This window comes from Hymenobacter seoulensis (assembly GCF_054780535.1).
In genome coordinates this window covers 1-13,045 of record NZ_BAAGWD010000010.1, presented here as the reverse complement: position 1 = coordinate 13,045, position 13,045 = coordinate 1, and the positions used below count along the sequence as shown (strand labels likewise).

8 protein-coding genes are annotated in these 13,045 nt (G+C 62.4%); all 8 read left to right on the top strand.

The features are described 5' to 3' along the window. The first annotated feature begins 32 nt into the window (after positions 1-32). The gene (locus tag ACYVHC_RS21085; protein WP_460615715.1) at positions 33-863 is read left to right on the top strand and encodes a carbohydrate kinase family protein; all 831 of its coding nucleotides are present in this window, start codon (positions 33-35) and stop codon (positions 861-863) included. A 111-nt stretch (positions 864-974) separates the two neighbouring features. Continuing rightward, the gene (locus tag ACYVHC_RS21080; RefSeq protein WP_460615714.1) at positions 975-4,172 is read left to right on the top strand and encodes a SusC/RagA family TonB-linked outer membrane protein; all 3,198 of its coding nucleotides are present in this window, start codon (positions 975-977) and stop codon (positions 4,170-4,172) included. Positions 4,173-4,240: 68 nt separating this feature from the next. Next, the gene (locus tag ACYVHC_RS21075) at positions 4,241-5,692 is read left to right on the top strand and encodes a RagB/SusD family nutrient uptake outer membrane protein (protein WP_460615713.1); all 1,452 of its coding nucleotides are present in this window, start codon (positions 4,241-4,243) and stop codon (positions 5,690-5,692) included. Between the two features lie 167 nt (positions 5,693-5,859). Beyond that, complete coding sequence (locus ACYVHC_RS21070; protein ID WP_460615712.1) at positions 5,860-7,128, top strand: sugar MFS transporter; 1,269 nt, start codon at positions 5,860-5,862, stop codon at positions 7,126-7,128. 115 nt (positions 7,129-7,243) lie between these two features. Then, positions 7,244-8,677, top strand: a complete 1,434-nt coding sequence (locus tag ACYVHC_RS21065) for a glycoside hydrolase family 30 protein (RefSeq protein ID WP_460615711.1) — start codon at positions 7,244-7,246, stop codon at positions 8,675-8,677. A gap of 55 nt (positions 8,678-8,732) precedes the next feature. Next, complete coding sequence (locus ACYVHC_RS21060; RefSeq protein WP_460615710.1) at positions 8,733-10,199, top strand: glycoside hydrolase family 30 protein; 1,467 nt, start codon at positions 8,733-8,735, stop codon at positions 10,197-10,199. Between the two features lie 165 nt (positions 10,200-10,364). Then, the gene (locus ACYVHC_RS21055) at positions 10,365-12,530 is read left to right on the top strand and encodes an RICIN domain-containing protein (RefSeq protein WP_460615709.1); all 2,166 of its coding nucleotides are present in this window, start codon (positions 10,365-10,367) and stop codon (positions 12,528-12,530) included. 82 nt (positions 12,531-12,612) lie between these two features. Next, positions 12,613-13,045 (top strand): hypothetical protein (locus ACYVHC_RS21050; RefSeq protein ID WP_460615708.1); only part of this gene is annotated, 433 nt, incomplete at its 3' end.

The following is a 13,045-nucleotide window of genomic DNA, read 5'->3' as shown; positions in this document are numbered from 1 at the left end:
AGAAGGCGGACTTTTGTGTAAAGCCCGCTTCCATGAACCCTTCAGCCGCCATCGTTTGCATCGGAGAATGCCTCTGGGATATGCTGCCTACCGGCCGCCGTCCGGGTGGGGCGCCCCTGAACGTGGCCGCCCAGCTCGGCCGCCTGGGCCAGCCGGTCCAGCTGATCAGCCGGGTGGGCAACGATGAGCTGGGGGCCGAGCTGCTGGCCTGCCTGCCCGGGTTCGGGCTGGGCAGTGAGCTGATTCAGCGCAGCCAGACCCACCTGACGGGGGTCGTGAAAGTAAACCTGTCGGCGGGGCATCGTCAGTACAAGATTGTGGAGCCGGTCGCCTGGGATTACCTCCAGCATACGGAGGAGCTGCGCGCTGCCGTAGCCAGCGGGCGGATGCTGGTGTACGGCTCCCTGGCCGCCCGTAACCCGGTAACCCGGGAAACCCTCTACCGCCTGCTGCAGGTTGCCTCCTACAAGGTGTTTGATGTGAATTTGCGGCGCCCGCACTATTCCCGCCTGGTCGTAAACTACCTCCTGCGTCAGGCCGATTTGGTTAAGCTTACCCTTGCGGAGCTGGAGCAAATTATGGACTGGCACGGGCAGGAAGCCACGGTTGCTACTGCCCTACCCTGGCTGGCGGCCCACTACCAGCTGGATGCGGTGTGCCTGTACCAGGAAGCCAGCCAGGTTACCCTCTGGCAGGCGCCCCAGCTTCACACGGCGGAGCTGCCCCGGCGGGAAAGCCCGGAGGAGCTCGGCCGCAGCGACGTATTTCTCGGCCGCCTGCTGGCCCACTGGGGTCAGGAAAGCGCTGCTGCCTGCCTGCAGGCGGCCTGCGCGGCCACCTTCCCGGCGGCAGCCGGGCCCTAAGCCCCAGCCCACGGTAGCGTACCTGACTGCACAGCGAATTTTCATACTCCACAACCCAGAGACCACTCTGGTTCTGAGATATTTCTCCCACTTCACTTAATTCCCTGCTTCATGCCTTTCTCTCTACTCTTGCCTCCCGGCTCCCGGCTTCGCACTCGGCAATGGCTGACCCCGGCCGTAGGAGGCGCCCTGCTGTTTCACTTTGCGGCGGCGCCCGTCGCCCAGGCCGCCCCGGTCCCCGGACGCAGCGCGGCGGACAACGCCGCCGCCCGCCGGGTAAACAGCCCCGTAACCGGGCGCATTGTTGATGCGAAAGGCGAAGCCCTGCCCGGGGTAACGGTCCTGCTCGAAGGCACCACCCTGGGCTCCGCCACCGATGCCGCGGGGGGATTTACCATCTCTAATGTGCCGGCCGGCTCCTACAACCTGGTGGTGTCCTCGGTGGGCTTTCTGACCACCCGCCTGCCTATCACCGTCGTGGACGGCCAGCCTACCCAGGTAAACACCCTGACGCTGGCGGAAAACACCCAGGCCCTGCAAGAGGTCGTGGTCGTAGGCTACGGCACCCAGAGCCGGCAGGAGCTGACCACCTCGGTGGCGTCGGTCAGCGCCAAGGACCTGGAGCGGCAGCCCGTAGCGGGCTTTGACCAGGCGTTGCAGGGCCAGGCCCCCGGCGTGCAGGTCATCAGCCCCTCCGGCGCGCCCGGCGCGGGCATCAACGTGCGCATCCGGGGCAACAGCTCCATCAGCTTGACCGGCTCCCCCCTGTACGTAATTGACGGGGTGCCCATCCTGCCTACCTACGAGCAGGAGCTGGCCGTGGGCGGGCAGCGCCCCAACCCCCTGAACGCCCTCAACCCCAATGATATTGAAAGCATAGACGTACTCAAGGACGGGGCGGCCGCGGCCATCTACGGCCTGCGCGCTTCCAACGGGGTAGTCGTAATTACCACTAAAAAAGGCAAGGTGGGCAAGCCCCAGGTGGGTTTGAACGTGTACTACGGCCAGCAGCAGCTGCGCAAAAAGCTGGACGTACTGGACTCCCGCCAGTTTGCCGAGTACTACAACGAGGCCCTGACCAACGCGGGCCAGGCCCCGGCCTTTTCCGACCTGAGCAACCTGCCGGCGGCCACCGACTGGCAGGATGAAATCTACCGCCCGGCCGGTATCCAGAGCTACCAGCTCAACATCAGCGGGGCCACCGACCAGACCCGCTACTACGTATCCGGGGGCTACTTCAAGCAGGAGGGCATCAGCCTGAACTCGGGCTTTGACCGCTACAACTTCAAGGTTAACCTGGACCAGAAGCTGGGGCAGCGCTTCCGCATGGGCACCAACCTGAACCTGAGCCGCACCTTCACCAATGGCTCGGTTCGCTCGGAGCTGGGCATCGGCAACTCGGGCACCGTGCTCGGGGCCCTGGCCCAGATTCCTACCATTCCCGTGCGCACGCCCGACGGCCGCTACGGGGTCAACCCCTTCCAGGCTTTTGACAACCCGGTGGGCAACCTGCTGGAGACCAGCAACAAGGCTATCATCTACCAGGCCATCGGCAACGCCTACGGGGAGCTCGACCTGCTTAAAAACCTGACCCTGCGCAGCTCCCTGGGTTTGGACTTCCGCACCCAGAACGAAAACCAGTTTATCACCCGCGACTACCCCGGCACCTCCAACGCCGACCCGGCCACCCGGGGCAGCGGGGCCACCTCCCTCAACCAGCAGGTAATCTGGCTGCTGGAAAACACCCTGACGTATAACCCCACCCTGGGGGACCGCCACAACCTGACCTTGCTGGCGGGCCAGTCCGTGCAGGAGTCCGACCGCATCACCTCCTCGGCCAGCGGGCAGGGCTACCCTTCCAACTCGGTTCCCTACCTGTCGGCGGTTTCCCAGTTCAACAAGCCCAGCAGCTACCAGGACCAGTGGGGTTTGATGAGCTACTTCGGCCGGGCCATCTACAACTTCGACGAGCGCTACCTGGCCACGCTGAGCGTGCGGGCTGACGGCAGCAGCAAGTTCAAGGAAGGCAACAAATTTGGCTACTTCCCGGCGTTGGGTTTGGGCTGGCGCATCTCCAAGGAAGCGTTCTTCCCCCAGACCACGCTGGTTTCCGACCTGAAGCTGCGCGGCAGCGTGGGCGCCACGGGCAACCAGGAGTTTTACACCTACCAGCGCTTCTCGCGCTACGGCACGGGCTTTAACTACCAGAACGGAGGCAGTATCCTCGGGGGCATTGCCCCCACCAACATCGGCAACAACGACGTGCAGTGGGAAACCACCTACCAGTACGACGCCGGCGTGGATCTGGGATTGCTCGACAACCGCCTGACCATTACCCTGGACGCCTACCTGAAGCGCACCCAGGATTTGCTGACCAACGTGAGCATTCCCCTGAGCACCGGGGCCCAGGATTTGAGCATCATTCAGAACGTGGGCAAGGTAGAAAACAAGGGCTTCGAGTTCGGCTTGACCTCCACCAATGTGGCCGGGGAAAACGGGGCCTTTGCCTGGACGACGAACCTGAACTTTACCCTCAACCGCAACAAGGTGCTGGACCTGGGCACCATCCGCAACGACCAGGGCCAGGAGGAAAACCGCCGCCTGCCCAGCGGCAACGGCTTTACGCTGGTGGGCGAGCCCCTGGGCGTGTTCTACGGCTACCAGGTGCAGGGCATCTTCCAGAGCCAGGACGAGATCAGCGGGGCCGCCAAGCAGGACAATGCTTCCCCCGGGGACATCCGCTTCCGCGACCTGAACAACGACGGGCTGATCAACGACAAGGACCGCACCATCATCGGCAACCCCAACCCCCGGGCCATTGCCGGCGTGACCAACACCTTCTCATTTAAGGGTCTGGAGTTGAGCGCCTTTTTCCAGGGCTCCTTCGGCAACGATATCTACAACCAGAACCGGGAAACCCTGGAGGGCATGGCCGATCCGCTGAACCAAAGCACCCGCGTGCTGGACCGGTGGACGCCCACGAACACCAACACTACGGTTCCCCGGGCCGTGCGCAACGACCCCAACAACAACCGCCGCATGTCCGACCGCTTTATCGAGGACGGATCGTACGTGCGCCTGAAAAACCTGACGCTGGCCTACAGTCTGCCCACTGCCCTTACCCGCAAGGCAGCCATCAGCAACCTGCGCCTGTACGTGACGGGCCAGAACCTGATTACCTGGACGGACTACTCGGGCTACGACCCCGAGGTAAGCTCGGACCCCCAATCCAACACGGGCTTCGGCCGGGATTACGGGGTGTACCCGCAGTCGCGCACCTACACGGTGGGTCTGAACGCGACGTTTTAACCCCCGGCACCCCTAGCGCCGCGGGCGCGGGCCCGCCCGGATTCTTTTCAGCTTTCTTTTAATTCCCCATGAAAAAGATATTTATCCCCGTTTTCGCCCTGACTTTGCTGGCCTCGGGCTGCGATGTGCTGGACAAAAACCCTTTGCCCAGCATTTCTCCCGAAAACTTCTTTAAGTCCGCCGATGACGCGGAGGCCGGCCTGACCGCGGCCTACGATGCCCTGCAGGGCGCCGGCCTTTACGGCCAGGACATGATCGTGGTGGGCGAGATGCCTTCCGACAACGTGACCAGCGCCAACGGCGATGTGGCCGCCCTGGAAAACATCACCTGGAACTCGACCACCGGCCAGGTAAACAGCATTTACCGGGACTCCTACATCGGGATCAACCGCGCCAATGCCGTCCTGAAGTACGTGCCGGGTATTGGCATGACCGAGGCGCGTAAAAATCAGATCCTGGGGGAGGCGCGCTTTCTGCGGGCCCTGCACTTCTTTAACCTGGTGAAATTGTACGGGGGCGTGCCCCTGCGCCTGGAGCCCACGGAAACCGGCACCCCGGAAGTGCTGAACCTGCCCCGCGCTACCCCGGACCAGGTATACGCCCGGATAATCGAGGACCTGACGGCGGCTGAACCCCTGGTAGCCGCCAACAACCCCACCCGCATCAACCAGAATGCGGTTAATGCCCTGCTGACCCGGGTGCACCTCACCCAGCGCCAGTGGCCCCAGGCCCAGGCGGCCGCCGCCAAGGTGCTGGGCAGTGCCACGCTCGCGTCCAGCTTCAAGTCGCTGTTTCCGGCGGATAATAAGTCGGAGTCTTTGTTTGAGGTGCAGTTTGCCGGCAACGCCGACGGGGGCAACATCCTGCCCGACCTGCTGCTGCCCTCACCTCCGGCTACCTACTCCTTTCCGAAATTCAGTATTCCCACCGCGGAGCTGATTCAGTTTGCGGACACGGTTAATGACGCGCGCTGGAAGTTTCAGGGCGTCACCAACGCCGGCCGCGACCACGGCAGCTACGTGGACGGCGGCCGGGGCACGGGCAACGACGACGGCCCCTTTGTGTACAAGTGGCCCGGCAACCCGAACGGCTTTAACTCCCCCGACAACACCTACGTGCTGCGCCTGGGCGACGTGGTGCTCATGTACGCCGAAGCGGCCAACGAGCAAAGCGGCCCTACCGCTGACGTGCTAACCAAACTGAACCTGATCCGCCAGCGCGCGGGCCTAGCGGCCCTGACTACGGCTTCTCCGGAGGCGGCCTCCAAGCAGTCTTTGCGCCAGGAGATTGACCGGCAGCGCCGCCTGGAGCTGGCCTTTGAGGGCGAGCGGTGGTTTGACTTGCTGCGCTACGCCCGGCACGAGCAGGCGGACCCCTCGGCGGATCACGCCGTTACGGCCCTGGACCTGATCAAGCAGCAGCGCAAGTCGGCCACGGCGGACCCCAACTACCTGCTGTTTCCCATTCCCCTGGGCGAGCTGAACACTAACCCAAACGTGCAGCAGAACCCTGGCTATTAAGCTTTTTCGGTTGCTAAGGCACCCATGCTCACGGTGGGTGGCCTGAGCCCGATACCCTCGGGCCGGCTCGCGAAAGGGGCGCGGCCGGCTCCGAGGTTTTTACTAGGTTGCTGAAGGGCTTTGACCGGCTCCACCAACCCCATCCCCAACCCCTGTTACGCCCTCCCATGGCTGCTCCTATTTCTTCCCTCCCCCAGGCCACCGCGGCGCCCACGTCAGCGGGCGGCGAAACACCCCGCTACACCTCCGCGCTGGCTTCCCTGACGGTGCTGTTCTTTATGATGGGCTTTATCACCTGTCTGAATGACATTCTGATTCCCTACCTCAAGGCCATCTTTCAGCTGAGCTATACCCAGGCCAACCTGATCAACCTTTGTTTTTTCGGGGCCTACTTCGTGATGGGCATCCCGGCCGGCAAGCTGGTACAGCGCATTGGCTACAAGGGCGGCATGCTGGCGGGCTTTCTGATTGCAGCCCTGGGAGCCTTTCTGTTCTATCCCGCGGCGGACAGCCGCAGCTACGCCCTGTTTCTGGGGGCTTTGTTTGTGCTGGCCACGGGTGTCGTGCTGCTGCAGGTGGCCGGCAACCCCTACGTGGCGATCCTGGGCCGGCCGGAATCGGCCCCGGCCCGCCTGACGCTTACCCAGGCCTTTAACTCCCTGGGCACCACCGTGGCTCCCCTGTTGGGCTCCGCCCTGATTTTGTCTAATCTGCCCGACCTGGATACGGCCGCTTCCGCGGCGGCAATTGATGTAAAGGCCGTGCAGATTCCCTACTTGTGCATTGGCGCGGTGCTGATCGTGATCAGTGTCCTGCTGGGGATGCTCAAGCTGCCCACTATTGCCCACGCCCACAGCGAAGCGGATGCCTCCCGCCGGGCCTACCACTACCGGCATCTTATCTTCGGCGTGATCGGCATTTTTGCCTACGTGGGAGGGGAAGTGGCCATTGGCTCGCACATTGTCTCCTACCTGCACCTGCCCGACGTGATGAGTCTCACCCCCAAGGTAGCCGGTGATAAAGTTGCCTACTACTGGGGCGGAGCCATGGTGGGCCGCTTTCTGGGAGCTTACCTGCTGGGCAAGTTCAACCCCGGGCGCCTGCTGGCCTTCAATGCCGTTGGGGCCGTGGTGCTGGTGCTGATTTCGGTGTTGACCACGGGCCCGGTGGCCATGTGGAGTTTGCTGGCCGTGGGGCTGATGAACTCCATTATGTTTGCTACCATCTTCACGCTGGCCGTGGCCGGCCTCGGACGCCACACGGAGGAAGCCTCCGGGTTGCTGAACGTGGGTATCGTGGGCGGCGCCATTATTCCCCTGCTGTTTGGCCTGGTGGCCGACGCCAGCTCCCTACGCTGGGCCTTTGTGCTGCCCGTGCTCTGCTACGTCTACATCATGTGGTATGGCCTGAAAGGCCACAAACCCACGACGGTATAACAACTCTTTACGCCGGGTTACTACCTAACCTGGAGCAAGATGTTCTTTTCGTTTCCGCTGGTCGGTTGCGGGTTTTGCTGCCGGCTATTCGGCGGGCCACGCTCTTTTTTCCGCTATGATTTCACTTTCCCAAACTACGCTTTCCCTGGGTTTGCTTCTTAGCCTGGGGCTAGGGGCCGGCTGCCAACGCGTCCCGCAGTCCGGTGACGTTACCACGGGCTCGGCTCCTGCCTTCTGGCTGACCACCCCCGATAAGTCGGCTCTGTTTCAGGCCCAGCCGGCTCCCACCTGGTCTACTACCCCCGTTGCGGCCGGCAACCCGGTAATTGAGGTGGATGAGCAGCAGACCTTTCAAACCATCGATGGCTTTGGCTATTGCCTGACGGGCGGCAGTGCCGAGCTGCTCCACCGCATGGGCGCCCCGGAGCGGAAGGCCCTGCTGCGCGAGTTGTTTGCCACTGATGGTACCAACATTGGGGTCAGCTACTTGCGCCTGAGCATCGGGGCCTCGGACCTTGACGCCACCGTGTTTAGCTACGATGACCTGCCCGCCGGCCAGACCGACCCCACCCTGGCCAAGTTCAGCTTAGCCCCGGACCAAGCCCACCTGATTCCGGTGCTCAAAGAAATTCTGGCGATCAATCCCGCCATCAAAATCCTGGGCTCCCCCTGGTCTCCACCCACCTGGATGAAAACCAATGGCAGCTCCAAGGGCGGCTCGCTTAAGCCCGAGTTCTACGATTCCTACGCCCGCTACTTTGTCAAGTACATCCAGGGCATGCAAGCCGAGGGGGTACGCATCGATGCCATTACCATCCAAAACGAGCCCCTGCATCCGGGCAACAACCCCAGTTTGCTCATGCTGGCTGAGCAGCAGGCGGAGTTTATCAAAAAGCACTTGGGCCCCTTGTTCGCCGCGGAGAAGATCAAGACGAAAATCATTGTGTATGATCACAACGCCGATCGTCCTGACTACCCCCTGACCATTCTCAACGACCCAGAAGCCAAAAAGTACGTGGATGGCTCGGCCTTCCACCTCTACGCCGGCCCGATCGAGGCGTTAAGCAAAGTGCACGACGCCCACCCTGACAAGCACGTCTACTTTACCGAGCAGTGGGTAGGCTCGAAGAGTGCTTTTGCCGAAAACCTGCCCTGGCACGTGCGCACCCTCCTCATTGGCGCCACCCGCAACTGGGCCCGCACGGTACTGGAGTGGAACCTGGCCGCTGACCCCCAGCAGAATCCTCATACGCCCGGCGGCTGCACTGAGTGCCGGGGCGCCTTGACCCTGGATGGCAACGCCGTCACCCGCGAAGATGCGTACTACATCGTGGCCCACGCCAGCAAGTTTGTTCGCCCGGGCTCGGTGCGCATCAGCTCCACTAGCTCGGAACAGTTGCCCAACGTGGCCTTTAAAACGCCCACTGGCCAGAAGGTGGTGATTGTGCAAAACAATACGGCGGCTGCACAACCCTTCACTATCCGCTATCAGGGTAAAACCCTTAACAGCTCCCTGGTGGCCGGTGCTGCCGGTACCTACGTGTGGTAAACTGATTTGCCTCTCCACTTCTCCGATCCACACTGGTCTGGCACCAGTACCTGCTATGAAAAAAAACATCTTAGTACGATACCTGCTCAGCGCAATGGTGCTGAGCGGAGGCTTGGTTAGCTGCGGGGGCAACGACTCCCCAGCGCCTGTTCCCCCCGCACCCCCGGTGCCCCCCACCCCGTCGCCGGCAGCCCCTTCGCAGGTGGCGTTGTGGATGACGCTGCCCGATAAGTCGGCCCTGTTTCAAAAGAACACGCTGCCCCTGAACTTCCAGGCTCCCTCGGGCCAGCGAACTACCATTACGGTTGATACCACGCAAACCTTCCAGACCATTGATGGCTTTGGCTATACGCTCACCGGGGGCAACGCTACCCTGCTGCACCAGCTGACGGCTCCTGCCCGGGCGGCCGTGCTCCAGGAGCTGTTTGCTACCGACAACAATGCCATCGGGGTCAGCTACCTGCGCCTGAGCATCGGGGCTTCGGACTTAAGTGCCCGGGAATTTACCTACGACGATGTGCCCGCCGGGCAGACCGACCCCACCCTGGCCAAGTTCAGCCTGGAGCCGGAGAAGGCCGACCTGCTTCCCGTGCTGAAGGAAATCCTGGCCATCAACCCCCAGATCAAACTCCTGGGCTCGCCCTGGACGGCCCCCGCCTGGATGAAAACCAACGGCAGCCTGAAGGGCGGCTCGCTTAAACCGGAGTATTACGGGGTGTATGCCCAGTACTTGGTGAAGTACCTGCGGGGCATGCAGGCCGAGGACATTACCCTCGACGCCCTAACCCTGCAAAACGAGCCCCTGAACGCCGACAACAACCCCAGCATGGTCATGACCTCGGCCGAGCAGGCCGTGTTCATCAAGGAGCACGTGGGGCCGGCCCTGCGGGCCGCGGGCCTGAGTACCAAGATTATCCTCTACGACCACAACGCCGACCGCACGGATTACCCCCTGAGTATTCTGGCCGACGCCGAGGTGCGCCAGTACGTGGACGGATCGGCCTTCCACCTCTACGCCGGCTCCATTGGCTCCCTAACCGGGGTGCATAATGCCTACCCCGACAAGCACGTGTACTTCACGGAGCAGTGGGTAGGCGGCCCGGGAAATTTCGCGGGCGACTTCGGCTGGCACATTTCCAATTTAATTATCGGGGCCACCCGCAACTGGAGCCGCAACGTGCTGGAGTGGAACCTGGCCGCCGATCCCAGCTACGGGCCCCACACCACCGGCGGCTGCAGCACCTGCCTGGGGGCCTTAACCATCAGCGGGCAGACGGTAACCCGAAACACGGCTTTCTACACCATTGCCCACGCCAGCAAGTTTGTGCGCCCGGGCTCGGTGCGGATTGCCTCCAACGAGCCGGGCGGCCTGCCGAACGTGGGCTTTAAATCCCCCAGCGGCCAAAAAGTGCTGATCGTCCAGAATACCACCGGCGCCAGCCAATCCTTCGACATCCAGTACCGGGGTAAAGCGGCCACCTCCACCCTGCCCGCCGGGGCCGTCGGCACCTACGTCTGGTAGGCCGACTTCGGCGGTCCTTTCCCAGTTCTGCTCCATTCATTTTTCTGCTTTCGCTTATTGCCCATCCCCGCTTACCGCCGCTCTGCTGCCTACCCACACCTGTTCTCTACGCTGCTTTTCCGCCCCTTGACCGGGGAAATTTCCACAACCAAACCCACTACGCGTATGAAAAACAGTACCAGATCCTGGCTCCGACTACTCATCACGAGCCTGGCGTTTACCCCGGGCGTGTTGGCGGCCCAGTCCGTGAGCTCCTGGATGACCACCGGGGACCGCAGCAGGCTGCTGCAGCCCCAAACGGGGATAAGCTTCGGGGCCAACTCGGGCTCGGCCCCTACCATTACGGTGAATGAGAGCACCACCTACCAGAGCATCGACGGCTTTGGGGCTTCGATGACGGGTTCCTCGGCCTACGTGCTGAACCGGAATATGTCGGCCACGCAGCGGGATGCGCTGCTCAACGACCTGTTTACGGGCAGCGGCATTCGATTAACCTTTTTGCGCCACACCATGGGCGGCTCCGACTTCTCGCCCCAGGGGGACTACACCTATAACGACCGCCCCGCCGGCCAGACCGACCCTAACCTGGTTAACTTCAGCCTAGCCCAGGACCGGGAAGACGTGATTCCGATGCTGAAAGCCGCCCGGGCCAAAAATGGCGCCATCAAGCTGATGGGCTCCCCGTGGTCGGCGCCGGCCTGGATGAAGGAAACCGGTAACCTGCGCGGTGGGGGCTGGCTGAACGTGGCCTGGTACCAAGCGTACGCCAATTATTTCGTGAAATACGTGCAGGCCTTCGCCGCCGAAGGCTTGCCGGTGTACGCCGTTACGCTGCAAAACGAGCCCCTCTACGCCGCGCCCTACATGGCCATGCGCATGGACCCGGGCAACCAGGCGGCCTTCCTTAAAAATAACATCGGGCCGGCTTTCCGCAACGCGGGCATCAACACCAAGCTTATTGTCTACGACCACAATTGGGACCGGCCGGACTACCCCCTGGACGTCTTCGCGGACCCGGCGGCGGCCCAGTATGCCGCTGGCTCGGCCTTCCACGGCTACTCCGATATTCAGGGGATTCCCAACATGAGTACCGTCCACAATGCGTATCCCAACAAGGATATCTGGTTTACGGAAGCTACCGGCTCAGTTAACGGCAACTTCGCCGACGACTTGCGTTGGCACGTGGGCAACTTCATCATCGGCAACACCCGCAACTGGGCCAAGAGCGTGCTGATCTGGAACCTGGCCCTCAACCCGAACAACGGCCCCACCAACGGCGGCTGCCTGGATTGCCGCGGGGTGGTGACGGTAAATAACGGCAACGTGACGCGCAACCCCGAGTACTACGCCCTGGGCCACGCCAGCAAGTTTGTGGACCCGGGGGCCGTGCGCATCGACTCCAATTTCCCGACGGGCCTCAGCAACGTGGCCTTCCGCAACCCCGACGGCTCCAAGGTGCTGATTGTCCTGAACACCAGCAATTCCCAAAGCACCTTTAAGGTAGTGTGGAACAACCAAGCGTTTACCTACACCCTGCCCGCCGGGGCCGTGGCGACCTACAAGTGGAGCGGCGGCGCAGTGCCCCCCGCTTCGGGCGGCCCGCAGGTTGGCCGTATTTACCAGATCAGCTCCAAGAACGGGGGTAAAACCCTCGAGGTCTCCGCCAACTCGACGGCCAATGGCGGCCGGGTGCAGCAGTGGGGCTGGGCCGGCACCGCCAGCCAGAAGTGGAAGCTGGTGGACGCGGGCAGCACCTACGTGCGCATCGTGAATTTGAACAGCAACAAGTCGCTGGATATCGCGGGTCCTTCCACTGCCGATGGGGCCCTGATTCACCAGTGGGACTGGGCAAGCGCGGACAACCAATATTGGCAGATTCTGGCCAACGGGGACGGCACGTACCGAATTATAAACAAGTACAGTGGCAAAGCCCTGGACGTGCAAAACAACTCTACCGCCGATGGGGCCGCCATCCAGCAGTGGACCTACGGCGGAGGTGACAACCAACGCTGGTGGTTTAGTGACCAGGGCACGGCTAGCCGGGTGCTCAGCACCAGCACCGCTGTTGCGCCAGCCGAAACGCTGCAGGTATATCCAAGCCCGGCGGCCACTACCTTAACCTTTGCCTATTCGGCCGTTAACGCCCAAAAGGTCACGGTGCAGCTGATTGATCTGCTGGGTAAAACCGTGCTTACCCGTCCCCAACAGGCCATGCAAGCCGGCGCTAACCAATTAGAGCTGGACGTGGCCGCCCTGCCCGATGGGGTGTATATGCTGCGCCTGCTAACTCCTCAGGGGCAGGTTCAGCAACGCCTGACTATCCGGCATTAAGTTTTGCCTTTCAACTACTGTCTGTCGGCACCGCTCCGGCAGACAGTAGTTGCGAGGAAGCCTCGCAACCACATTGTTTACCATGTTCCGCAAACTTCTTTCTTGTCTGCTGCTGTCTGCTTTCACTATCCCGAGTGGGGCAGCGCAGAAAAAAGCATCTTCTCCATCTTCCACATCGCAGCGAGCGGCGTCGGTGGCTACGCCGAAGTACTCAGCGGCCGGCCGGCAGGTGCAGGTCTACACCACCGCCGAGAACACCCCGCTGCGCCTGGCGGCCGCCCCCCAGAAGCTGGCCTTCCAGGCCCAGGCCCAGCCGCTGGAAACCCAGCCCACTGTGTTTGTGGACCCCACCCATGCCTTTCAGACCCTGCTCGGCATTGGCGGGGCCCTGACCGATGCCGCCGCCGAAACGTTTGCCCGCCTGCCCAAGGCCCAGCAGCAGGAGCTGCTGCAGGCCTACTACAGCCCTACGAAAGGCATCGGCTACACGCTGGCGCGCACCTCCATCCACAGCA

Coding starts and splice junctions, on each gene's coding strand:
- ACYVHC_RS21080 (WP_460615714.1), top strand. CDS start 975: ATGCCTTTCTCTCTACTCTTGCCTCCCGGCTCCCGGCTTCGCACTCGG.
- ACYVHC_RS21055 (WP_460615709.1), top strand. CDS start 10,365: ATGAAAAACAGTACCAGATCCTGGCTCCGACTACTCATCACGAGCCTG.
- ACYVHC_RS21085 (WP_460615715.1), top strand. CDS start 33: ATGAACCCTTCAGCCGCCATCGTTTGCATCGGAGAATGCCTCTGGGAT.
- ACYVHC_RS21060 (WP_460615710.1), top strand. CDS start 8,733: ATGAAAAAAAACATCTTAGTACGATACCTGCTCAGCGCAATGGTGCTG.
- ACYVHC_RS21065 (WP_460615711.1), top strand. CDS start 7,244: ATGATTTCACTTTCCCAAACTACGCTTTCCCTGGGTTTGCTTCTTAGC.
- ACYVHC_RS21070 (WP_460615712.1), top strand. CDS start 5,860: ATGGCTGCTCCTATTTCTTCCCTCCCCCAGGCCACCGCGGCGCCCACG.
- ACYVHC_RS21075 (WP_460615713.1), top strand. CDS start 4,241: ATGAAAAAGATATTTATCCCCGTTTTCGCCCTGACTTTGCTGGCCTCG.